The sequence below is a fragment of the Bacillus sp. GC_Bacil_1 genome, assembly GCF_026540675.1.
GTDB lineage: Bacteria > Bacillota > Bacilli > Bacillales > Bacillaceae_G > Bacillus_A > Bacillus_A cereus.
In genome coordinates this window covers 1-22,838 of the sequence record NZ_JALNUG010000031.1, presented here as the reverse complement: position 1 = coordinate 22,838, position 22,838 = coordinate 1, and the positions used below count along the sequence as shown (strand labels likewise).

Sequence of the window (22,838 nt, the reverse complement as noted above, 5' to 3'; positions counted from 1 at the left end):
CCTCCTTTCTATCTTCTGATCATTATCACCCCCAGGATTGTAAGAATCACACCTAACAAATACCATCCGTAAATAGGATTAATAAAAAAAGTTGTCCCTATAATAATGGACAACCCTGAAACGAATAAAATATCATCTAAAATACTGAAAAAGAACCTTAAAAACCACATGTCATTCCTCCTAGAATGAGAAATTTTGACTTAAAATATATGAATTTAAATCTATCTCACCAAAATTGAGCATACAGCGAACGTGTGAGTTAATTACAGCCGCTATCGGGTCAATTCTCTCTGTTGCTTTTGACTTGTCCAACATGATGTTTTCGTTAGCATCTTGCTTAGTAACAGCATTTCCAATTGCCCAATTCAGTACCGGATTATTATTATGAATAATTTTCTTTTGATACACTTGCTCCCGAAAGTCTTTCGTTGGCCCTGATAAAGTAGCCATACCCTGTCGAATTTCTACAACAACATATCCTTCTGCTTCCATGTCTTGCATGAACTGAGTTGCATTCCATGGATCAGCACATATTTCTTTTATTTTAAAATCATTATCTGATTCCATCGTTTTTATATACTCTTTAACGAAATTATAATCTACCACTGAACCCGGCGTTACAGTAATCCAACCTTGCTGAGCCCAAATGTCATATGGTACTTTATCTGTTTTCATTTTTTCATCTAAAGTATCTTCTGGTATAAAGCTATGGCTAATCACAATATAGTTATCATCTTTTTTGAATTCGAAATCAACACTAGTTAAATCGATTTTTGCTGATAAATCAGCTCCTACTGTACACTCCATACCTTTTAGTTCTGACAACTCAATTACACCATCGCATTTGTTCCATCTAGACATATCCATATAACCATTTTCTTTTCGGTTAACCCAAATATTCATACGTTTCGTTAGAAAAGACCGCATTTTTTCAGGATTATCAAGGGCGACTTTCAAATCACTTCGAAGCTTCTTCATTCCAGCTTCATAAGTTGCTACAATTGGATTGGCTTTTATCCAATTAGTTTCATCCTTAATATCATCATCTTTATCAAGTTCACAAATAACAACAAAATACTCATCATTTTCTACACCTAAATCATCTGGATCTAATATCCTTGAACAGTATTTATACTCCTTGTAACAAGGTCCATTAATGTTAAATCCCGCTGTGGTAATAATGAACATTAATGTATTTTCACGCGCGCCCATTCCAGAATCAATTACATCATAAATCTCACTAGTATCATGAGCATGATATTCATCAACGATACCGAGAGATGGATTTGTGCCATCACCAGTCTTTTTTGCTTCTTTAGAAAGTGGTGTTATTGTTGAACCACTCTTTATATGCGTGATTTTCCCATAAGAGTCCTTATATTTTTTGGATAACATATCACATGCACCAAGTTGTTTTAAAATATCATTGTAAACAAGGCTTGATTGTTGTCTATCCCAACCAGCTATATAGCACTCTTCTTGTTGATCAGATAAGAACGTTATATAAGAAGCGATAAGGGCCAAAAATTGCGATTTTGCATTTTTCCTTGCAAGTTCAATAAATACACGTAGGAAACGTCTATTATTTGTATCTTTAATAAGAAAACAAAATATATTAGCTGCGACGAATAACTGAAAATCGGTTAATTCAATATATTGCCCTGCTAGTACACCTTTAAAATGTTTAAATTGCTTGCACCACTCATAAAAATCATACAACTGTTCAATATCAAAATAGAATGGACATTCATCATCTTGTGTACGTTCTAGATCTCTTAAAAAACGCTCACAAGCCCATTTATGTTTCTTACAAGCCAATATGTTACCGTCCGAAATGTCATAAACATATTGCATTAGCCTTTCTTCTAGTCTCATACCCTATCACCAAACCGCTTTTCCGCATTGGTTTTGGGTTTATCATCACCCTTTGGTTTTGCTAAAGATGCTCTAGAACTTGGTGTTAATCCAAATTCAATTGCCAGCGACTTCATTTGTTCATGCAATTGTTTCTTTTTAGTTAATAAGGGATGTGGAACTTTATTGGTTTCAGCCGCTTTATTTGTATACTCTACCATTAGCCCTTCTTCACTGATAATCTTTGTGCATTCAACGTAATCAGAGTAGGCATCACAATAAGCCGCCAAAGCATTAATATCTACATTCGTAATAAGGTCTAATTCCATTAATTCTTTAGAAATACGATTGAATTCTTTTTTAGCTACTGCATTTAACCAAGTTGGAGCTTTTATTCTATTCGTTTTTGGTTGAATACTTTGTTCAGCCTTCACTCGTTGCTCTATTTCTTGTTTAGTTAATCGGTTTTTATTCCCTTCAAGTATTTGCAAATGAATCGGCTTTGCTTTTCGTCCCATGTGAACCACCTCCTTTGGTTGAACCCCCTTTTATGAAATAAAACGAATTTTTTGTATGGAAAGCTAGGCGGCGGTCTCCAGAGAGTCGCCTTTTGCTTTTTCATGGTGGGGGGTTGTTTATAATTTTTTGTTTCAAATCACTTCTTGTTTTTCTTCTCATCTTCTTTTGTTTTCTTGTTGTGGCAAGCATGGCAAAGCGTTTGTAAATTAGTTGGTTCTAATCGTTTTGACCAATCCACACGAATTGGAATGATGTGATCGACTACATCACCTATCTTAATGATGCCATTGCTTCTACATTGAACACATAGTCCATAATCTCTACGATAAATAAGCTCACGCATATCTCTCCATGGTTTGGAGTTATAGAATGAACGTGAGCTTTTGTTTCGTATGTATTTGTCATAGTATCTTGTGGTCTCCTGTACTTTATCTTGGTGCTTACTACAATACTTATCCCTTGTTAGTTCGTTGCAACCTAACGACTTACAGGGTTTGAATGGTTTACTTGGCACCTTCCATCCTCTTCCTTAACCGTTTCATTTCATCCTCAATAGCAAGATTCTTTTTATTAATCCGTTCATGACACTTTGCTATATCCGCTTGATGTTTACGGATCTTGTCGTTCACATATGCAGCAATATGTTCATGGCTACAATGAGGACATATAAAGTAACACTTTTCAATGCGATTAGGAAGCAGTGCTACTTGTGGTTGCATGTCGTAACCTTTATTACAATTGGAACAATATACTTGCATCTATCCTCACTCCTTATACTTAATCATCGTTCCACACGTACAAATAGAAATATAAAAAGGATTATCTGACTTTAATATATCTCTTCCACACTTATCACATTTGATGATTCTGGTATTCTCACTCACCTTCCCTCACCCCTTATCTTTCTACATAATAAAAAGCACCCCCCAATGGATGCCTTTTTCTATTTCACATATATTATTTTTCAAAAAGTATATGTATAAATCCCCTAAAATACATTTTCATACCATTTCAGCATTAGCAGAACTTCCAAATGTAACACCATCTTGATTTAAGATATATTGAACTGTACCATCAATTGCTAATGTATTGGATGAATAAATACTTATTATCGCTTCATCCCCCAAATAGCGGGCTTTGAAAGAAACATCTGGATTTTCAATTATAAACTTTCTAATTTCTTCCTCCAATTGTCTCGGAGATATTTTTGAAATATCCATTGTGAAGCTAAACGTCTGTTTTCTTATTCCGTCATTCTGCATATTTACATTTCTAGCATATCCTTGTTTATATTTATTTGGTTTTAAAGAAGTCGTTAGATCAGACAATTGATCCTCTAATTTATTCAAGTGTTCTAACAAATACCTTGAAGGATCACTTATATCAATACTCTTCATAATTGTATTACCTTCTATTACTCTGTAAATAGGGTTATCCGGTTCTTCATCATCAATTGCTTGAGTAACCATTCCCTTAAATGTAGTATTTAATTCTATTACACCTGCCATATCATTAGTATAAAAGATAGTACGTTCCTCAGTAATATCAAAAGGTAATCTTGTTCCTTTTTGACAAATTTGAATCACCGGTTTTCTTACTGCGTGCCTAATCGCAAGTTCATACATTACATTGGGATTTAAATTAGTGAGATTAGCTACAGCTAAATCGCAATCTAAAACACTAGTAATTACCTGTTTATTGATAGACCCTGGATTTGACATCCGATGCGCAACATCAATGTTCTCATCCTTAAAACCCATCTCTATCAATGAAGGTATAATTACAGCATCTATTACCCCATCAGCTGCTCTTCTTATATCAGATTGATCATCACCAATTGGTGTGATAATAAAACAGGTTTTATCTTTATTTGGATTCTCCATTACTTATCCCCCATATCGTTTTAACACAATTTTACCATTCACTTCCATATAAAAACAATGAAAACCTTAAATAATCACCAGGAAGAGCAACCATACATCAGTTGCCCTTTTTTCAAAATATTTTTCATTACTATAAATACGGTACATGAAGTTTTACCCTTCTTCCAATCACCTAATTCTGTTACATTTATCTGCACCAATATTATTAAGTAACAGGAAGAAGAGCAAAAGCTCTCCTTAATAACGGTATCATTCAATCATTACCATCTGCTGGTTTCGGATTTTATGTGCCGTCATTATGAAACCATTTAGACATACCGATCATAAAGGAATCTTTATGAGTCGTGTTTTCCGCCACTTCTCACAATACAAATATATCACGTTGATTCCAAAACAACCGGCACATTTACTGCCAAAAAGCGGTCAAGACTCTGCCACTTTTTTCTCTTTAGATAATATAAATTTTAAAAATCTTTTACCATAGTGCGTTTCTTTTACATCAGCCGGACTAACAAATGCATATTGACCGTGTCCTATTCCTACCCTATCTATACTAACTAGCCCATTACTCTCTAATTTAACATCGATACCTGATATGATGGCAGCTTCTTCTGTAATGATTAAAGGTGTGTCATAACTACCAGTTACTCCTACAAGATCAAAAAACCTTCTAACGTCTTTATATCTTAGATTACGTAATGTGTCATAATAATTTATTACTATACTCTCTTCGGATTTTTCTTCGATAAAAACATTCTCGAATCCATTTAATATTAAATTGATTTTTGCATCTTCATGTTCTTCGATTAAATCAGCTAATACGATTGGGAATATTCTTTCCGCTATATAATCTGCTGCAAGAGTGCTGCTTTTTGACAATTGACCAATCCTTTTTAGTTGATTACTATGTTCTTTCATCCTTCTTTCTAACCTATTAAATTTAACCATATTTCTAAAACTACTCACGTACGGCATTAGATCCATGCCTATGTCAACCATACTATCCAAGCCAAATTCTTCAGCTACACTTATAATTTCTTGCACACCATTCCCCTTCAAATACTCATCCCCTTTGTAAATTAATCTATTTTAATCATACACTTTAACTGTTAACGTATAAATAACAGTTACCCATATCTTATATTGTGTGTAACTGAATCCTTCGTTTAATCCCTTGATATCATTGATTTCATTTCACTTTCTCTTTTGAGTTACACAGTGCGAAAATTATGAGTAACCGTATAGAGATACCACTAACATTTTGAAAAACAAGCTAAGACAAAAATAAAATAAACTGCCCATGTGGACAGCTTATTTACATAATTATCGTTATCAGTAGTCAATACTGCATAGAATTTTTGTTATGGAGAGATTTTATTACTTGGAGATAAGCTAATATATGTTCACCTGTGTTTTTAAGAAATAGCCTATTCTTGGTCCATTGGAGAAGTAATATTATCTTTATATGTGTCAATATAAATGTTTCCATTTGCTGCAAGTACAGCATACGTAACATCTTTGTAGCTAAGGTTACGTTTTTTTAGCTCACATTGTAATTCTAACTCCGGGTGATTGTTTTGCCTTAGGTTTTCTGTCATAATTTCTCCATCCATAATTAGCTCGATGGGAAGTTTACACTCTTTTTTTGTTGCTATATTTAAATCTTGTTTTGTAACAGTACGATATTCAGGTTTTTTCAAAACAGATATTTTACCATTTGTTTCAACTACGACATAAAGAACTTCTTCAATATTAAAAATACCATTCTCTCTTAATTGTTGGTTTAAATAATCTAGAGAATAGCGCATTTTCCGCATATTATTTTCTAAAATTTTTCCGTTTTCCATAATGACTGTTGGATTTCCAGCAAATACCTTTCTGCCTATCCGACTTTTCATGGATATATAGCTAACCATTAAAATGACAAATACTAAAATAAGAAAAGCTATAACTGCATGATGAGTTTTTACATTTAAATTAAATGCTAAATTTGCAATAATACTTCCGATAGAGATAGCACCAATAAAATCAAAGGTATTCATTTCAGCGATAATCTGCTTTCCTAATATTTTAGCTCCGATAAATAAAATCGAGAAAGATAACAGTGTTCTCAAAATAATCTCTATATGTTCAGACATAAGTAGCTCCTCCTCTTAAGATTGCGTGTTCGTATTATAACGATTTACATAAGGATAGTATGTATCATTGTAAAAGAATTTATTATGTTCAATGACATTAAATAGTTCTTGTAGATGAATTAATCTCGGTTCTGTTGTCAAGTTTCTCAAGAACTAAAAAGAGACATGATTGTAAGAGGAAATATAATGATAGAGTTACTTAAATTACTTATATAAAAGCTAATGGACGAGTATTAATACTTATATAGTAACTTTTATCTGATAAGAAAGGGGTATAAGATTTATGAACAACCTTAATTTTATTTGTGAACAATTTGCTAAAATTCTTAATGGAAAAAGCAACATAAATCAAGGTGTTTGTTCTGTCTCCTTGCGTCGTAATATTAAAGTGCTGGTTCAAGGACGACCAAGCACCTCAGTGATACCGGTTGGGATATCTTTTGAATCGCTAGATCAAAATGGCAATGCGTTGAACCTTGGAGAAATCGCTATTTTACAAGAAGAAATTCCTTTATTTATGCAATCAATTGTTCAACAAGGGATTATTGTTAGCGCCTTACATAATCATTGGTTATATATGAAACCATTGATTATGTATATTCATATCCAATCTATTGAACCACCATTGAGTTTTGCAAAAAAATTGGCAAATTCCTTTTTGGTTTTAAGTAGTTATCCAATAACTGATAACGGGAGCTAATGTTAAGTAGATCCTATTTATTGATTTTCTATATCGAGAATCATGAGAATAAAAAAAGCCCTCCAGTTAAGCAATCTGGAAAGCATTTTTATAAATTTCTAGATACATTGAATTGCGACTTATTGTATTTTTTGCTTAGCGTGAGGGGTTCCGAAATGCTGGAGGTAGCCCCTCACCACATAGTTATCAAGTTAAAATTTTTTAGTAACCCAAAAACGAATTTTTGTGCTAGCTTGTAACAAAATAGCTTATTTTTTGGTTTTGGGGTAATCCTGAATTCTTAAGTTGATAGGAATGTGGCGATACCCCTAGATTTAAAAAGAAATAAGCAGTGATTAGATTTTAAACTTAGTCATTGCTTTATCCATTGCATCTTGGTTTACGCCTATATAACGTAATGTGACCTTCTCTGACGAGTGATTGAATATCTCCATAAGTAATGCTATGTTTTTTGTTTGCATGTACATATGATATCCGTAGGTCTTTCTCAACGTATGTGTTCCTATTTCATCTAATCCGAACTCTGCCGCTGCTCCACTTAATATCTTATATGCCATGCTACGACCGATTGGACGATTTCTACCTTGTCTACTTTTCAATAGGTACTCATTATCTTCTCTTTCTTCAATAAACCATTTGAGCTCTCTTTTCAATGCTGCAGTAATTTGTATTCTTTTCTGTTTCCCTGTCTTCTTTTCTCTCATAGATATATGACTACCTTTGACATCTCCTACCTTCAATTTCAAAATGTCCGAGATTCTTAAGCCTGTATTAATTCCCATAATGAAGAGAATGTAATTACGTAAACTCTTCTCCTTAAAATAAACTTTTAGCTGCTGTATTTGCTCTGGATCACGTATTGGTTGAACGAAATTCATTATTCATTACCTCCCGTTTCTTCTGTCTCGTAAACTTCTAATCCAAGTGCAAAAGCAAGTTTATAAAACGCTTTAGACTTCCAACGTCGATAAGTGCGCTCTGACATCCCTATTTCGTTATAAACCATGTAATCACATACGTCCTCTTCTTCTAAATAACGTTTATAAATAATATCTCTTTGGATACTTCCAGCACGTCCATTTCCTAATCGATTTAGAAACTGATCAATGCGTACTGACATTCTTTCAAGCCACTCTTCTCGTTTGCTTTGTTGAATATTTGCTATAGCAACATCTTCTAACGGTTTTCCAACTGTATGTGTAGGACCGTGCTCACGTATTTCATAAGAAGGAGTGACTTTCATTTCTTTACGCATCATCCCAAATTGTCTATGTATACGTATGCTTTCCAACACACCTTCTAATTCCTCTTGTGTCACTGTTCTATCGATTTTTGGTAAGAAAGATAATTGTTTAGTCATGTAAGACCACTCCTTTTTATTTTTAAATTACTTTTGTCTTATTGCTCCACGTCTTCGTTCATAGCAAGGTCTATGCATCCCCATTAAATCTTCAATGTCACGAGTACTTAATTTCTCTTTTCGTTTTTTCTTAGTTTTCTTTTTCGTTTGATTCGATTGCTTTTTCCATTCACGTAGCTGATCCTTTAACACCTTCATTTCCCCATCTCCCTTTTCAAAATAAAAAGGACACCTATTCCTAAAACAGCTTTTATTGCTGCTTTAATGAATTGGTGTCCTCTAGTTTTCTAGCCGGACTATATTTATTTGCTTTTAGCTTTCTTGCTACCCTTATAAAATCCATATTTATGATCAACTTCCGAAATCAAAATTACAAGTACCAAAATGATTCCAGCTTGTATGAAACTTTTCGCATTACTAAAGGTCACAAACATGATGATTAAGTAAAGAGCCCAATACATTCCAAAAAACTGTTTACTATTCATTTTCTATCCCTCCAGTACTGTTATTTTATTATTCCAGCTTTCACAAAAATATTTCTCCAAGCGTTATCGATTTGATATTTCTCTACTTCCTTTGTGCGACGCGCGATAGCTTTTCTAATTTTTTTCTTCAAAGCTTTCATTCTCCCAACCTCGCTTTCTATTAAAAGGATTATTTTGTTTAGTTTCTACAAAATGGTAATTGTTATATAATTAAATTATTAAAATATTAGGTGGTGATGTAGATGACTGAAACAATCAGAATTGCTCTTTTCACTCTTGTAGGAATCAGTGCTTTATTCTCTGTAATTAAGGAATTTCAAAAACCAGAAAAAAGAAAATTTTGGATTACATTTGAAACTTTAGTGCTAATTGGGGCAGCCTGGATGTTAATAGGACTTCTCATGTAACCTACATAATTAGTAATCCCCCCTGAATAAAACTCAATATTCCGTTAATACTGCAGACAACCCATTTCGAACCATATTCCATTACCCGAGCAGTTAGCTTTTGCTAGCTGCTTTTTTATTTACGAACACTTTAGACAAGATTTCATACAATATATCCAGTCCTTTCTTATAACTTGAACTCGTCACTTTCGTTATAAAATAGGGTTATGTCCTATAACTTTTTTCAGGAATCATCCATATGTTATATCTGAAAAAGTGGCTCTACTTTATAAAAAGGTGGTTGCGGAAACAACTGCCTTTTTATTTATGACAAAATGAAATTTTTGTTTAGTTTTCTAATTTGCTAGTCCGACAAAGACGCATGGTGTATCGCCGAACTCCTTTTCTTTGTACAGTTCTTCTAGTGTCTTATATACCGGGAAACCAACACACGAAACTTCAATTTTTTCATCAGCTGACATCGTTTCGATTTCCACATTATCCATAAAACCACTTCCGTTATGACATTGCATTAAGTAGTACCCTGTAGCTTCATATTTACTATTAGCCAGGATAACTTTTATATCCTGATCGCCACAAAAAGACACTTTATAAAATTCCATTCCTAGTCCTCCTCAAGCTCCGTAACAGTTATATAATTTCTAGCATTCTTCCGATTCGCTATTCTCCTTTGATACGCTGGTCTTGTATAAAAACGAACTGTTGCAGGAAGTACGCCCATATAATCAGCGCATTCCTGTATAGTTCCAATACATAGCAATGATTCACCTTTATAAACAACGTACTCCTTTACGTTCACTGTTCAACGCCCCTTTGCTCTAAAATGAAGTATTTATATAAAGTTTTCTCAACACCCACATAATGGAAGTTAATTTCCTTTTATGGTAATGTATTGGTAATCCCATAAAGTTCTATCGTTCCATTAAAAGGACCCGCACCCCTAATCGGGTCCTTTTTAATGTTTTCTACTAAAATAGCGTTTTTATTAAAATTTCTTCGTAATTCAATAATTCACAATGAGTGTATTTATATTCTCTTTTCAGTTAAAATAAAAAGCATACAAATAAACGTTTTAGAAAGGATTATAAATGACACGAATTATACTTTTTGATGGAGACTGCAACTTATGTAATCAAAGTGTTCAATTTATTATTAAAAGAGATCCTAAAGGATATTTTAAATTTGCATCACGCCAAAGTAACATAGGTATTCAGTTATTAAATCAATACAACATTAGCGAAACGATAGATAGCGTGGTATTAATTGATAATAATAAGGCTTATACAGAATCAGATGCCATACTGAATATTTGTAAGCACTTAAAAGGAAGTTGTAAATTATTTTTCATCCTTTTTATAATCCCAAAACCTATTCGGAACCTTTATTACAAAAAAATTGCAGAAAATAGATACAACTGGTTTGGCAAACAAAAACAATGTCTTATCCCTACTCCGGATATCAAAAAAAGATTTTTAGAGTAATTAAAAATATAAAAATTTCCATTTGCCTCTTTTCTTTAGTGACATGCTCCATAACTCCAAGTAAGGCATACAATATAAAAAATTCACTCGTGAAAATCTGATTACGATTCTTTGAATTTTTTATATCTCATGAGACATTTACCTGCCTTACTAAGAGTGCATATAAAAATGCGCTCTTTTTCATTTTTTCTTTTACCAAATTCGTCCCGAACCTTTAATAAGCTCCATATACTAAACTGAATAGTCATTACAGTACATTCATCTTTAGAGCGCCTTTCTCCCAAGGCGCTCTTCTTATTTGTTGCTGGTTTTGAAAATACTTTTCACCTTTTAACTGGACAAGCATATGTTATTGTATGGAGACTCTCCACTCATAGGGATCTACCTTTCTTGTCCAAGAGCACAATATATGTGCTCTTTTTTTATGTTCGAATAACGATTTTGTTAGGTTCTGCCCCATCCATTTTTTATACGTCTTTCCGCTAATCACATTTTCTAGAAAATCCTATATTATTGAACAGAGTTATCGACTTTCAACTTGAAAATTTTTACTTTTGATGATGTAACCACCTATAATGGAAATATACTTTTTTTCAAAGGAGGTATCTAATGTATATATCAAATAAAATTGGCTTATTTAGCTGGATTGCAACTTGTCTATACTTTTTAATTGAACCTTTCTTTATTTTCACTTCTACAGCACCTTATAACTATTTGCATCATGCAATGAGTGATCTAGGTGTAACAGCCTGCGGAGAATTCACCTACGAAATAGCTCCGTATGAAATATGCTCCCCTAATCATTTTGGGATGAATATACTCTTTATTGTTAATGGAATAACATTTTGTATTGGAGTACTATATATTTCACAACATCTAGAAAAAACAAGAATTAATAGAATAGCAACATTTTTTATACTTATAATAGGAATCTCTACTATAGTTTCAGGATTAATTCCTGCAGATGTAAACCTAATTGGACATTCCATTCTAGTTTGGATAGGCATGCTTACGGTATTTCCAGGACTATTTATTTTTGCTAAGAATCTTAAAAAAACTAGAAAATGGACATATTTCTGTTTACTAAGCTTAATAGTAATAACAATCCTTATCTCACTTGTTTTTCTTTTCCCCTTACCTGCAGGTCTACTACAAAGACTTTTTTACTTGGTTCTTTTCGTTTGGGGAACTGTATCAACCTATAAATTGATAAAATAAAGATTTTGTTTGAAATTCATTAACCTTATTGGTTCCTTTGCATACAGTATTACCACAAGGAATCCCACGGGTTATTCTGGTCAAGTTACCTTGAATTTCTTGCACACCTTAAGGGAAGAATCCGTTTATAACAAACGGGTTCTTTTATTTTTTATAAAATAAGAATTTTGTTCAGTTTCACTCTAAAAGTAAAATTTTCATTTTTTCATTCAACCAAGTTCATAACATATTCTTTTCTTCCCATAAAATAATGATTAGAAGCCCCACACGCATTTTATCCACTGGAAATAATACCTTTTACGTACTTACGTATTAGAAACTTCATTTCTGCTTCTTCTGCAATAGCAATTTTGTTCACTTTTTTGATACATTTATGAAACATTCACATGTTATCTTCAATATGTTCTATTCTTTTTGAAAAACCATGTGAGAATACCAAAACAAGAAGCCCTAGAGCCCTAACTCTAGGGCTTCTTGTTTTTAAATAACTATTTTGTTAAAAACTCTCTTTTTTCGTTTTCTTACATTTCAAAATACAAATGTAGTAGTATATAAGAACACATAGTTTAAGGAGGTGAAAAATGTCAGTTGGAGCATGGATTCCCATTTTATTAGTATTTGCTGGGTCAATTTACTTTGCTTGCAAGAAAGCAAAAAATAATTAATTAAAAGAAAACTGTTAATATATATCGGCTGATTCAATGTTTATTTTTAAAGTACATATACTTATACAGACTATAAAAATAAACATTATAGTTCTTGGTCCAAGAGAACCATACGCCCTAATGGTTCTCTTTTCGATTAAAATAACGCTTTTGCCCTGCAAGCCTTTTATCATATATATAGAATTTTCTCCATACCGTATACAAAGATGAGATTTCTAGAATATGATGGGAGGTAACATATGACTAACTCAAATATTTACGACTTCATCATGAAATACGCCCGAGGACCCCATTTTCATCAAGAATTCCCCATAATATTATTTTGGAGTCAAAAAAGCGGATGTACATCACTTGCTCATTGGTTTTTTTATCAAATCAACTTGTTTAAGGAAGCCATTAAATATAATCCATTCATCCATAATTATGAGTTCGACATTTACAAAAATTCAGTTTACTACTTTACTGGACTTGCTAATGCATTATCCACAAATGAAAAACCGACATATAAACTTGTAAGAAACCCCTATAAAAGAGCAGTAAGTTCATTTCTCTCACTAATCGCTCCACCAAATATTGAACATCCCGAATGGCAACCAATTAGACAGTTTTTATATCATGATAAAAACTGCAATAAAAAAATCTCCTTTAAACTTTTTTTGTATTACTTAAAAGCACATATGAATAATTTAGATGATGTGAACCCCCACTATGTGCAACAATATATCCAAGATGAAGAAAAGTTTGTTACAAACTATATTTACCTTGAAAATTTCTCTTCTGAAATCTCAAATATAGAGAAGATATATGGCTTAAAGAAGCCCCCTTTAGATATACTAACTAAGTCATGGCATCATCAAAGTGGTATCACCATTTTTAAAGGTAACTATGCAGATGCTGATATTACTGATCCTCTATTCCCACGACTCCCAACATATGAAAGTTTTTATGACTCCGAAACTATTCAATTAGTTGAATATATTTTCAACAAGGATTTCACTGTATACAAATACTCCCTAACTCCCCTCTAAAATATAGGCATTTTTATAATTATAGATTCATAATTATTACAGAGAAACTTAAGCCACCTACTTAAGTTTCCTCATAATACTCCTGCGAATTGAAGTTGGGCACTATTCTAATAGTGCTCTTTTTCTACAAAACCCAAATTTTATACCAATTAATTGACTGACATTGAATTTTTTGGGAGTATATGATAATATTTATATATAAAATCATTACCCTTATAAAAAGAGCTATGAGCCTTTCCACTCACGGCTCTTTTTTATTACAATTTTCATTTCATATCTACACGATTTTGACTAGCTTCTCGGCTAAATCCGTCTGTGTATCTCGTTGCTAATTTAGATATATTCATTTGAGCAATATCTTCTAGGGTATATCCCATTTCATGAGACATGATTGAAATGTAGTACAAGATGTCCCCTAGCTCTAAAGCGATTTTATGTGTATTTCCTTCTTCTTCTCCTGGACAATGAGCTGGATCAAATCCATGACCATGAAAAATCGCTTTTTTTACAACATCAGCAACCTCACCAGCTTCTTCCGTAAGACCTAATGCTGCATTTAAAACACGTCCACCAAAATCGTTATTTGTATTCCATGTACGTAATGCCGCTTCTTGATATTGATCTAATTCACTAATATGATTGATATTCATTACAGCTTGTCCTTCCTTTGATTCACTAACTAATTTAGTTGTTTCATATACACCGTTTTCCATAACGTTCATTTTATTTTCCCCTTCCTATTTAGCAAATTCCTAATCCTATTGGACGATTTTCAATTAAATACTTATCAGCTTGATCTATTACAAGAAGCGCAACTTCCGCTTGGTGTCTCCTTAACGCTTTTGCCATCTTCGGCAAACTCATACCTTGACTCCACATTTCACGAAAACGTACTACATCTCTTTCATCCCAAATGAAGTTAGCTTCTTCTAAAGCGATGTATATTTTTAACCGTGATTCCTTCATCGCTTTATGATTTCTTGCTACACTCATAAGCGAACCTACTTTCTAAAATTGATTATTTTATCTTTTCAGTAAACTTAGTATCTACACGATCAACTTTACCGTTTACCCAAACCGCCACTTGCTCACCGAATCCACTCATTGGCGGATTTACTGCTGTTACATTTCCGTCCTTCACTATTAAAAGTTTGTTGCTACTAACATCAATTTCTATTTTTTTCATATGTCCATCTCCCTTTTACTACCGCATGTACTCGACAACATCAGGTTTAAATCCACTTCCTAAATAAACCCTTACCGGAATTATTTCTTTTTTATCCCTTGCTGCCTTACACAATTCTTCAGCTGTATCCCAATTGAAAAACTTATCTACAGCTCTTTGAAATCTCCAAATAGCCATTACATATTGTTCAAAGATGTCATAACGATCATCTTGTTTAGTTGTGCATGGTAATTCATCCGTACATTTTGCATTCGTTGGAACTCGGACGCGTACATCAGCGTATTTAGTGCGTCCAGTTCCTCTCTTCACATTTGCCTTCATTACATCGAACTCACAAATTGTTGGCTCTACATCGAAAATGTTTAGTTGCTTAGGCATGTGCCATCCCACTCTTCTGAATAAGATCCAGTAATTCAATTACCCCTTCCTTGCTTAAAAACATTCGGCCACCTAGCAACTCTATGTTGTTTTCAGAAACTTCACCCGTTACAAAGCATGACTTTTCATGTCTTCTTAAAAGGATGTTTTCACCATCGACATGAAAATCTAGTGCCGTTCCTTCGGTAATACCTAAAGTTCTGCGTAACTCTACTAGAATTACTACACAACCTAGCTCGTCCACTTTTCTTGCAACACCTGTGTTTTTCATATCTTACTCCCCTTTAGTATTTTTATATTTATTTAGAATCTCATCCAAACGTTTCTTATTATTTTCAAAATCATCGCTTTGAGTTTGCTGTGGCTGCTGTATTGGCTCTTGTTCTTCTTGTTTGCGTAACCAATCCGGTACAACTTCCGTTCGTTTGGAATAACCTTTACCAGTACGTTTATTGTTTTTCTTACTCATTTCAAATCGAGTATCTAAAGCAGCAACCTCATTTAATGTTTTTACTTTTTCCTTTTCCCAACTACTTAAAATACTGCGGATATATCTCCACTTTGGTACATTTTCATCAATTGCTTTATTAACAGCGTGAATAACTAATTCATTACCGAATCTATCGCAAAACTCACCTAATTCTTGAATTGCAATTTCACTTAAAGGAATTCCCTTTTCAAGTAAAAAGTTGTAACTAATTTTAAATTCTTGATCAATTAATTTCTGAGTTGAAGTAGCATCATCATCATTTATATTTGTAGTAATATTTGTAGTAATCTCTGTATTTGTCTTACGTTCTAGTGTAAGAGACTCTTCCGTTTTATCGTAGAAGGGTATTGCTTTAGAATGTAAGACCCTCTTGCTTTCTAAAATAACAGGGCTATTACTTTTCAGTGTAGGAGGGTTACCATTTCCCCAATACATAATGGATATTTTCTGAACCATTTCAGGTACAGGTTCAACATACATAACGTTATTACACCTAGTTCCGTTAACAAGAATCGTCCTAAACTCAATTTTTATAAGTCCACGTTCCTTCAGAAAGTCACACGCTTCTTTTACTTGTCTTTTTGTAAATCCAAATGAATCGGCTAATTGTTGATAGCTCTTTTGAAGCGTGTCTGCCTTAAACTTTTGCTTATATTGAACTTGACTAGATTCTTCACTTCTTACTTCAGTAGGTTTATACCAATAAACAATTTCTCCTAAGATAGTAATTGCAACAATATTAGGTTTACCATTATCTAATGTAAGTGTTTTAAACCATCCATGATCTATAACATTGCCACGAAAATTTATTTGCCCTATTTGTAATACCTTGGTGTTCATAGTTTTCACTCCTTTTCATAAAACCAATGTGCTATCTCCCTATTTTCCGTGTTATACTTATAACAACTTATTTTTTGAAAAGGACCCACTGCAATGGGTCTTTTTACTTTGCTTCACATCACTCCAAGCTCATTGTTTTATCGGTTCATAAGTTATGTAAAACAAACATGAACCACATGCAATTAATATCGCTAATATAGCTAATGAGGTTGTATCTTCCACTAAATCACCTCCTTTTGTGCTTCAAGCCAAGCTTCTAAATCCTTTTGCAAGAAAAGTAATTTACGTCCTTCCCTGATCACTGGAAAATGTGGGTGATTTGCTAATTCATACATTCTACAAACTGCTATATTGAGGTAAGCAGCTGCTTCTTTCACCCTCATTACCTTGTTTGGTTGTGATTGTTGTTGGAATGAAGCTAAAGCTGCTTGAATTTCTTCGCGAACAACTTCGCGGATTGACTCTTTAATGATTTGATCTAATCCCATTTTGTTTTGCTCCTTTCTAATTCACTTAACCAACCATAACTTAACCTAAAGTTAAGTTATGGACAAAAAATTTTAATTGCATCTAACTTCACTTTAAAAAACTCAGCAATTTTCACAATTAAATCATAATAAGGTCGACGCTTCCCGTTTTCTATATACCAATAATAAACTTCAGTAATACCAACGGCTTCAGCTACTTCCTTACATGTATATCCCTGTTCTACACGTAGCTGCTTTAGAGTTTTCATAAACAACTCCTCTCTTCCGTTTTTGTTGTTAATTACATAATAACTTAACCTAAAGTTAAGTTCAAGTGTTTCCCAAAACTTTTTCCAAAAAAATTACCTTTCCACTTAACTGATAGTTAATATATAATGACAGTGTGACACCATAATAGTAATTAAGAAAAAATAATTTCATATAAAATAAACTTGGGGTGTTTTTTATTATGTTTAGTCATGAGAGATTGAAATCATTAATTGAAAAGAAGAGCATCACCCAACAACAGTTAGCTGACGAAATTGGTGTTAGTCATGTTTCTGTTTATAATTATGTCGAGGGAAAAAAAGCACCCGGTACACGTACACTTCAGAAGATAGCAAATTATTTAAAAGTAACAACAGATTATTTGTTAGGTTTATCTGATTCACCAGATTTAACAGCGGGCGAAGACTTACAGTTAACAAAAGAAGCACACGAAATTCTTCAAATCATTAATGACTTACCTGAAGAACAACGAAAAAAAGCATTAGAGCAATTAGAGATGTTTGTGAACTACGAGAAATCTAAAGGAAATATGTAGTATAAAAAGACTATCCAAGAAAGTTAGATAGTCTTTTTTACATGACTTTTTCTTTTTTTGATTCACTCAAACAAATAGAAAATAATTTCTCTTTTGGATTATCTTCTTCTTGCAAAAGTAATAAAGCTTGTTTAATTAGATTAACTTCCCCTTCTTTACTTTTCATCTTCTTCGATCTCCCTCTTTTTATTTTTGGATTTTTTTTACAATAATTTCTTTTTTCTTCTTTCAGTAAAAAAAGAAATTTCTCCTAAAATTACAAATGACATCGTCAATTAAGACGATGTCATTTGTAATATATATACCTTTATTATGTATTTTACCAGCCGCCACCAGGGTCAACCATCATGTGTTGAATTGTAGGTTTTGAATTATTTGTACTAGGCTTTTCTTTTATAGAATCAGTGTTAATGAATAATGTAGCAGCTATTAATAGCGCAGGAATGATTGTAATTATTTTTTTCATTATGTCACCTCTTTCCGAAGACAATTATACCAATTATTCAAATTAAACCCAAGTGTATTTTTGGTAAATTTGAATAAAATATATTCCCTGATTTTTGACACATCAAAAGAGAACGTTTCATTAACTCTTCTTTTTTTGTACCTTCATATGTTAAACCTAAATATGCAGTCTGTATGTCTGTTAATCTTCCATTCTTCTCATTTAATTGATTTAATAGTTTTCTCGCTTCAATCTTCTTACCTTGTTTAATCCTTAAATATGCTAATTCACCTGGATGGACAACATCTAAGCTACTAATTCCTTTATCATGATGAATCTTTAGAAATGATAAAGTATGTTGCACCATTTTTCTTTTTCTCTCAATTCCATTAATCTTACTATCCCCTATCACTTCAAGAGTCTTTTCCAAATAATATTTTGCCTTCTCATATTCATTCGCTGAAAAAATATAAGATTCACCTAACTTTAAATATGCATTTACTTTTGGAAAAGAAAAAAAGTTATCCCATTCAAGATCATCTAATAGTTCCATGCTAAAATGTCTTGCTTCACTGACTTCACCACCCTGCAACGAAGTAACGGCAATGGCTTCTTTATATCGTAATTTATAACATTCTCGAATGTACCTATTACTTACTTTATTTATTTTTATTTCAAGAGATTTTAATCGCTCATTTAAAGAAGTAAAATTACCCGATTGATATTGCGCTTGACATAATAAAATTTCAATTAACACTTCCATCTCTGTTGTTCTTATTGATTTACTTTCCAGGCTTAATGCCTTATGGTACTGTGTAGCATCAATCTCACCTATATATCGTCTATATATAATTCTATAGACATTAGCAAATTCTCTATTTTCTGCTACCTTTGATTGTGATTCACTATTGATAATATTAATTAATAGATTAAACTTTCCCCTTAAAGCTAAATCCTCCATTGCCTCACGTAAGTTTTCTGATTTTGGTCTCGTTATATATATATAATCTGTTAATAAATTTTCTTGAACCTGTATGCCTTTGTTTAATAGGATGGCCGTCTTAGAAAGAAAGCCAAAACTCATGTCTGTGTTACCTTTAAAAACTTTTGTAACAGTACTTGGCTTAACTCCCCAATAATTTGCGAGTTTATTTTTTCTTATTCCAGCTGCACATAACTCTTTTTCAATTTGATTTAGAGCTTTCCACATGTTTTGTCCCCCTTATTGGAACAAGACACACTTCCCTATCATGAAAACGCACCTTAATGATGAATTACATCTAAAAGTTGTGTTATACTAGCCATATATGTTACGCATAGTCGTAACTGAAAGGCTCATGGCAAATGTTTTCCCTACTACAATTAGGGCAAACGGTGTAAAAGTGTTCCCAGCACAATTACACACGCTATGGGTCTTTTTCGTTCCGTCAAATTATATTATTAAGAATATTCTATCACAAATAACCCAAACATCTATTCTCTTATATTCTGAAAATACTTGAGAAAGTTAAAAATACTAATATAAATCTAGTTTTTTGACAGTTAAAAATATGAAATATTGCATTTGATAATCGGTTTATATGTAACTATAGTGATAGCAAAAGTTCAATTATTCTTTTAGAGATGCAAAGTTAATAAATACCTATTGAGATTTTATATTAAAATTACTATCCTGAACCAAAATAGTACAAGTTTAACTATTTCCAATTATGTAATCATTTAGTTTTAACTGTATATGCCATAATTTAAGAATAAGAAAAGCCACTCATCTAAGTGGCTTTTCTTATTCTTAATAGACAAACTCAATCTAAATTCATCATTTTCTTTAGGGTATTTTAAAAATGAACATAATTATGATTTTCTACTGAATGGCCTTTTACTCCAATCTGCAGATAAATTATTTAATAAGAAAAGTGTATTTGGAACTGGTGATGGAAACCTCGCAGCTTGAAAATTTGTAAGAAGTGGAGATGCAATAGCGCCATCTATGGTACTACCAGCTTGAACTTGCACCATATCCCCTGCATTCAATTGTACAATCGTAGAAACTGTTACCGCATTTAAAAGCCCAGTATTTCCACCAAAAAAGCTATCATCTCCTGCTATTAAAGTACTGTTAACTGTTATAAATACTTCCGTCACATAATTTAGGGTATCATCAGTAGGACTAAAAATTATAGTAGTAATAATTAAATATACTCCATCTTGTTGCGGTATAAATGTTGATACACCATCATATTCACCATTTAAATCGAATTGTGTAGTTTCAAATGTTACTATAGACAGTGTATTAGCAGTAACGGACTGATCAGTAGATTTGAAAGCTCTGAATGCAGATTCAAATCCCGTTGGACCTGTTGGACCTGTTATTCCAGTTGCTCCTGTTGGGCCTGTCGGACCTGTTATTCCAGTTACTCCCGTTGGGCCTGTCGGGCCTGTTATTCCAGTTGCTCCCGTTGGGCCTGTCGGGCCTGTTATTCCAGTTGCTCCCGTTGGGCCTGTCGGGCCTGTTATTCCAGTTGGACCTATTGGACCTCCTGAAGGACCTGTTGGACCTGTTGGACCTGCCGGGCCTCCTGAAGGACCTGTTACTCCGGTTACTCCCGTTGGACCTGTTGGGCCTGTTATTCCAGTTACCCCCGTTGGACCTGTCGGGCCTATTATTCCAGTTACTCCCGTTGGACCTGTTGGGCCTGTTATCCCGGTTACTCCCGTTGCACCTGTTGGGCCTGTTATCCCGGTTACTCCCGTTGCACCTGTTATTCCAGTTGCTCCCGTTGGACCTATTGGGCCTGTTATTCCGGTTACTCCCGTTGGGCCTGTCGGACCTGTTGCTCCACTTGCTCCCGTTGGTAGAGTAAATGAGGAAATCGGTGGCAATGTCGGTCCTATTAAACTCGAATCCAGTGAACTAGCAGATAGATTTTTAGAGTTTAATCCTTCCCATTTCTTTTTCCTCTCCATATATCTCACTCCAAATAAAAATCATTTCTTAATTAAGAAAATATTAATTGTACAAAATATGATATATACAAGATGTACTATTCCAAATAAAATATTTTAAATAAAAATATTTCCTTAAATATACAAAATTCTTTTATAAAATTAACTTTTGTAAAAAACAACCAATATATTAAATAATCAATTCTGTTCATATATGGTAAAATATATCCATCGCTGATATGTCCAACTATGTAATTTTCATAGCAGCAAATTACAACTAGACTTATACAACATGATTCAAAACAAATGAAGGAGTGTTTTAAGTGAAAGGACATATTCGAAAAAGAGGAAATAAATATTGCATCGTTATTGATATCGGTCCTGATCCAGAGACAGGAAAAAGAAGACAGAAGTGGTTTTCTGGATATAAGACAAAAAAAGAAGCACAGGCCGATGTAGCAAAAAAGATTACAGAGTTGAATGAAGGAACTTTTATAGAGCCATCTAAAATTACATTAAAAGATTATCTAAATCATTGGCTAGAAATTAAAAGTATGAGCATAGAAAAGAGTACCTTTGCTGGCTATAGGGCATTTATCAACCAACATGTTATACCTAGTATAGGAATGGTCGCGCTTCATAAATTAAATGTTATGCACATTCAGAAATGCTATAAGACTGCGCTAGATAAAGGGATTGCAAGCAATTCTATTCTGCTTATGCATAGAATTTTAAAGAGCGCTTTAAACCTAGCCGTAAAACAAAATATTATGTCTCGAAATCCAGCAGATTTTGCTGAGATACCTAAAAAAGAAAAAACCCCTATCCAGACTTGGACAGAGGAAGAAGTAAAAAAATTTTTAGCTCATTCACAAGAATCACGATATCACATTGGGTATCTACTTGCAATAACTACAGGTATGCGTCTAGGAGAAGTTCTAGGGTTACGATGGCAGGACATTGATTTTGAAAAACATACCGTTACAATAAATCAAACATCTGGTCATGACAATAAAATCAAAAAAACTGCAAAAACAAATTCGTCAAAACGCACAATTCCTGTACCTAATGAAACAATAGCCGCCTTAAAAAAACATAAAATTTTAATTAATAAAGAGAAATTAAGGTTTGGTTCTGCTTATCTAGATCAAGATTTAATAAATTGTAATGAGTTTGGAAGAATCATAAAAAGAGCACCTTTCAGAAAAGGTTTCATTAGGGCGACACACAAAGTAGGTATAAAAGAAATTAAATTCCATGATTTAAGACATACACATGCAACTATACTATTTAAACAAGGAGTTAACCCTAAAATCATCAGTGAGAGATTAGGTCATACAGATATTTCAATGACATTAAGTATCTATTCTCATGTTTTACCGAATATGCAAGAAGAAGCCGTTAAAAACTTTGGTAAAAGCATCTTTGGATAACGTATGTTTGCAAAATGTTTGCAATTCATAAAAATAGGTCAAACAAACGTTGTTATATCAAGGTTTGTTTAACCTATCATCTTATATTCTTGATA

33 protein-coding genes are annotated in these 22,838 nt (G+C 33.1%); 7 read left to right on the top strand and 26 right to left on the bottom strand.

Annotation, left to right across the window (positions count from 1 at the left end; all coding sequences use genetic code 11):
• Window positions 1-180: 180 nt before the first annotated feature.
• The 7 genes from OXT04_RS28555 to OXT04_RS28525 all read right to left on the bottom strand — a co-directional run bounded on the left by OXT04_RS28555 (window position 181) and on the right by OXT04_RS28525 (window position 6,394).
• Complete coding sequence (locus OXT04_RS28555; RefSeq protein WP_097822103.1) at window positions 181-1,875, bottom strand: terminase large subunit; 1,695 nt, start codon at window positions 1,873-1,875, stop codon at window positions 181-183.
• Window positions 1,872-2,381: a phage terminase small subunit P27 family gene (locus OXT04_RS28550; protein WP_029141185.1), complete on the bottom strand. Its 510-nt coding sequence runs from the start codon at window positions 2,379-2,381 to the stop codon at window positions 1,872-1,874. Before OXT04_RS28550 ends, OXT04_RS28555 begins: the two co-directional genes overlap by 4 nt.
• A 128-nt stretch (window positions 2,382-2,509) precedes the next feature.
• Window positions 2,510-2,887, bottom strand: a complete 378-nt coding sequence (locus OXT04_RS28545) for an HNH endonuclease (protein WP_098648435.1) — start codon at window positions 2,885-2,887, stop codon at window positions 2,510-2,512.
• Window positions 2,877-3,131, bottom strand: a complete 255-nt coding sequence (locus OXT04_RS28540; protein WP_267418888.1) for a hypothetical protein — start codon at window positions 3,129-3,131, stop codon at window positions 2,877-2,879. The genes OXT04_RS28545 and OXT04_RS28540 overlap by 11 nt, the downstream gene beginning before the upstream one ends.
• Window positions 3,132-3,374: 243 nt before the next feature.
• Window positions 3,375-4,256: a hypothetical protein gene (locus OXT04_RS28535; RefSeq protein ID WP_199630329.1), complete on the bottom strand. Its 882-nt coding sequence runs from the start codon at window positions 4,254-4,256 to the stop codon at window positions 3,375-3,377.
• A gap of 423 nt (window positions 4,257-4,679) precedes the next feature.
• Entirely contained in the window at window positions 4,680-5,315 is a 636-nt protein-coding gene (locus tag OXT04_RS28530; protein WP_267418887.1) for a hypothetical protein, read from the bottom strand.
• A 368-nt stretch (window positions 5,316-5,683) separates the two neighbouring features.
• Window positions 5,684-6,394: a DUF421 domain-containing protein gene (locus tag OXT04_RS28525; protein WP_267418886.1), complete on the bottom strand. Its 711-nt coding sequence runs from the start codon at window positions 6,392-6,394 to the stop codon at window positions 5,684-5,686.
• 283 nt (window positions 6,395-6,677) lie between these two features.
• Between OXT04_RS28525 and OXT04_RS28520 the strand changes: the two genes are divergently transcribed.
• Entirely contained in the window at window positions 6,678-7,094 is a 417-nt protein-coding gene (locus tag OXT04_RS28520; RefSeq protein ID WP_242305538.1) for a DUF1259 domain-containing protein, read from the top strand.
• Window positions 7,095-7,429: 335 nt separating this feature from the next.
• Here the strand turns inward: OXT04_RS28520 and OXT04_RS28515 are convergent, their stop codons facing one another.
• The 5 genes from OXT04_RS28515 to OXT04_RS28495 form a co-directional block, all read right to left on the bottom strand.
• Complete coding sequence (locus OXT04_RS28515; protein WP_267418885.1) at window positions 7,430-7,972, bottom strand: site-specific integrase; 543 nt, start codon at window positions 7,970-7,972, stop codon at window positions 7,430-7,432.
• Entirely contained in the window at window positions 7,972-8,454 is a 483-nt protein-coding gene (locus OXT04_RS28510) for an ArpU family phage packaging/lysis transcriptional regulator (RefSeq protein WP_267418884.1), read from the bottom strand. The genes OXT04_RS28515 and OXT04_RS28510 overlap by 1 nt, the downstream gene beginning before the upstream one ends.
• 27 nt (window positions 8,455-8,481) lie before the next feature.
• Entirely contained in the window at window positions 8,482-8,652 is a 171-nt protein-coding gene (locus tag OXT04_RS28505) for a hypothetical protein (protein ID WP_179953506.1), read from the bottom strand.
• Between the two features lie 104 nt (window positions 8,653-8,756).
• Entirely contained in the window at window positions 8,757-8,939 is a 183-nt protein-coding gene (locus OXT04_RS28500; RefSeq protein ID WP_048558844.1) for a hypothetical protein, read from the bottom strand.
• A 20-nt stretch (window positions 8,940-8,959) separates the two neighbouring features.
• Window positions 8,960-9,079, bottom strand: a complete 120-nt coding sequence (locus OXT04_RS28495) for a DUF3983 domain-containing protein (protein WP_267418883.1) — start codon at window positions 9,077-9,079, stop codon at window positions 8,960-8,962.
• Window positions 9,080-9,181: 102 nt separating this feature from the next.
• Here OXT04_RS28495 and OXT04_RS28490 point away from each other — a divergent pair, with 102 nt between their 5' ends.
• A complete protein-coding gene (locus OXT04_RS28490; RefSeq protein ID WP_000140899.1) occupies window positions 9,182-9,346 on the top strand; it encodes a hypothetical protein in 165 nt (54 codons plus the stop codon).
• Window positions 9,347-9,681: 335 nt separating this feature from the next.
• Here OXT04_RS28490 and OXT04_RS28485 read toward each other — a convergent pair whose 3' ends face one another.
• Both OXT04_RS28485 and OXT04_RS28480 read right to left on the bottom strand, forming a co-directional pair.
• The gene (locus OXT04_RS28485) at window positions 9,682-9,948 is read right to left on the bottom strand and encodes a hypothetical protein (protein ID WP_267418882.1); all 267 of its coding nucleotides are present in this window, start codon (window positions 9,946-9,948) and stop codon (window positions 9,682-9,684) included.
• A 2-nt stretch (window positions 9,949-9,950) separates the two neighbouring features.
• Complete coding sequence (locus tag OXT04_RS28480; RefSeq protein WP_267418881.1) at window positions 9,951-10,145, bottom strand: hypothetical protein; 195 nt, start codon at window positions 10,143-10,145, stop codon at window positions 9,951-9,953.
• Window positions 10,146-10,434: 289 nt separating this feature from the next.
• Between OXT04_RS28480 and OXT04_RS28475 the strand changes: the two genes are divergently transcribed.
• From OXT04_RS28475 to OXT04_RS28465, 3 genes are all read left to right on the top strand, one after another.
• On the top strand, window positions 10,435-10,827 hold the full coding sequence (locus tag OXT04_RS28475; protein WP_000196761.1) for a thiol-disulfide oxidoreductase DCC family protein: 393 nt from the start codon (window positions 10,435-10,437) through the stop codon (window positions 10,825-10,827).
• A gap of 609 nt (window positions 10,828-11,436) precedes the next feature.
• A complete protein-coding gene (locus OXT04_RS28470) occupies window positions 11,437-12,045 on the top strand; it encodes a DUF998 domain-containing protein (RefSeq protein WP_267418880.1) in 609 nt (202 codons plus the stop codon).
• Between the two features lie 904 nt (window positions 12,046-12,949).
• Entirely contained in the window at window positions 12,950-13,738 is a 789-nt protein-coding gene (locus OXT04_RS28465; RefSeq protein WP_267418879.1) for a sulfotransferase family 2 domain-containing protein, read from the top strand.
• Between the two features lie 266 nt (window positions 13,739-14,004).
• Here the strand turns inward: OXT04_RS28465 and OXT04_RS28460 are convergent, their stop codons facing one another.
• From OXT04_RS28460 to OXT04_RS28425, 8 genes are all read right to left on the bottom strand, one after another.
• Complete coding sequence (locus OXT04_RS28460; protein WP_267418878.1) at window positions 14,005-14,460, bottom strand: nucleoside triphosphate pyrophosphohydrolase family protein; 456 nt, start codon at window positions 14,458-14,460, stop codon at window positions 14,005-14,007.
• 19 nt (window positions 14,461-14,479) lie between these two features.
• Entirely contained in the window at window positions 14,480-14,731 is a 252-nt protein-coding gene (locus OXT04_RS28455) for a hypothetical protein (RefSeq protein ID WP_000109500.1), read from the bottom strand.
• A gap of 25 nt (window positions 14,732-14,756) precedes the next feature.
• Window positions 14,757-14,924, bottom strand: coding sequence for a DUF3954 domain-containing protein (locus OXT04_RS28450; protein ID WP_000717826.1), 168 nt, complete (start codon window positions 14,922-14,924; stop codon window positions 14,757-14,759).
• A gap of 18 nt (window positions 14,925-14,942) precedes the next feature.
• On the bottom strand, window positions 14,943-15,302 hold the full coding sequence (locus OXT04_RS28445; protein WP_016512772.1) for a hypothetical protein: 360 nt from the start codon (window positions 15,300-15,302) through the stop codon (window positions 14,943-14,945).
• Entirely contained in the window at window positions 15,295-15,573 is a 279-nt protein-coding gene (locus tag OXT04_RS28440) for an AbrB/MazE/SpoVT family DNA-binding domain-containing protein (RefSeq protein ID WP_267418877.1), read from the bottom strand. The genes OXT04_RS28445 and OXT04_RS28440 overlap by 8 nt, the downstream gene beginning before the upstream one ends.
• Before the next feature lie 3 nt (window positions 15,574-15,576).
• Complete coding sequence (locus tag OXT04_RS28435; protein ID WP_267418876.1) at window positions 15,577-16,632, bottom strand: DnaD domain-containing protein; 1,056 nt, start codon at window positions 16,630-16,632, stop codon at window positions 15,577-15,579.
• A gap of 221 nt (window positions 16,633-16,853) precedes the next feature.
• Complete coding sequence (locus OXT04_RS28430; protein ID WP_000522030.1) at window positions 16,854-17,120, bottom strand: helix-turn-helix domain-containing protein; 267 nt, start codon at window positions 17,118-17,120, stop codon at window positions 16,854-16,856.
• A gap of 56 nt (window positions 17,121-17,176) precedes the next feature.
• Window positions 17,177-17,368 carry a helix-turn-helix domain-containing protein gene (locus OXT04_RS28425; protein WP_000854268.1) on the bottom strand — a complete coding sequence of 64 codons (192 nt, stop codon included), beginning with the start codon at window positions 17,366-17,368 and terminating at the stop codon, window positions 17,177-17,179.
• 200 nt (window positions 17,369-17,568) lie between these two features.
• Here OXT04_RS28425 and OXT04_RS28420 point away from each other — a divergent pair, with 200 nt between their 5' ends.
• Complete coding sequence (locus OXT04_RS28420) at window positions 17,569-17,922, top strand: helix-turn-helix domain-containing protein (RefSeq protein WP_000491237.1); 354 nt, start codon at window positions 17,569-17,571, stop codon at window positions 17,920-17,922.
• A gap of 37 nt (window positions 17,923-17,959) precedes the next feature.
• On the opposite strand, the gene OXT04_RS28415 is transcribed toward OXT04_RS28420, so the two are convergent.
• From OXT04_RS28415 to OXT04_RS28400, 4 genes are all read right to left on the bottom strand, one after another.
• Window positions 17,960-18,088, bottom strand: coding sequence for a hypothetical protein (locus OXT04_RS28415; RefSeq protein ID WP_000836783.1), 129 nt, complete (start codon window positions 18,086-18,088; stop codon window positions 17,960-17,962).
• Window positions 18,089-18,241: 153 nt separating this feature from the next.
• Window positions 18,242-18,388 (bottom strand): hypothetical protein, encoded by a 147-nt coding sequence (locus OXT04_RS28410; RefSeq protein WP_000720922.1) that lies wholly within the window; start codon window positions 18,386-18,388, stop codon window positions 18,242-18,244.
• Between the two features lie 37 nt (window positions 18,389-18,425).
• On the bottom strand, window positions 18,426-19,577 hold the full coding sequence (locus OXT04_RS28405; protein ID WP_267418875.1) for an AimR family lysis-lysogeny pheromone receptor: 1,152 nt from the start codon (window positions 19,575-19,577) through the stop codon (window positions 18,426-18,428).
• A 641-nt stretch (window positions 19,578-20,218) separates the two neighbouring features.
• Window positions 20,219-21,331, bottom strand: coding sequence for an exosporium leader peptide-containing protein (locus OXT04_RS28400; RefSeq protein ID WP_267418874.1), 1,113 nt, complete (start codon window positions 21,329-21,331; stop codon window positions 20,219-20,221).
• Window positions 21,332-21,633: 302 nt separating this feature from the next.
• Between OXT04_RS28400 and OXT04_RS28395 the strand changes: the two genes are divergently transcribed.
• Window positions 21,634-22,743, top strand: coding sequence for a site-specific integrase (locus OXT04_RS28395; RefSeq protein WP_267418873.1), 1,110 nt, complete (start codon window positions 21,634-21,636; stop codon window positions 22,741-22,743).
• Window positions 22,744-22,838 lie beyond the last annotated feature (95 nt).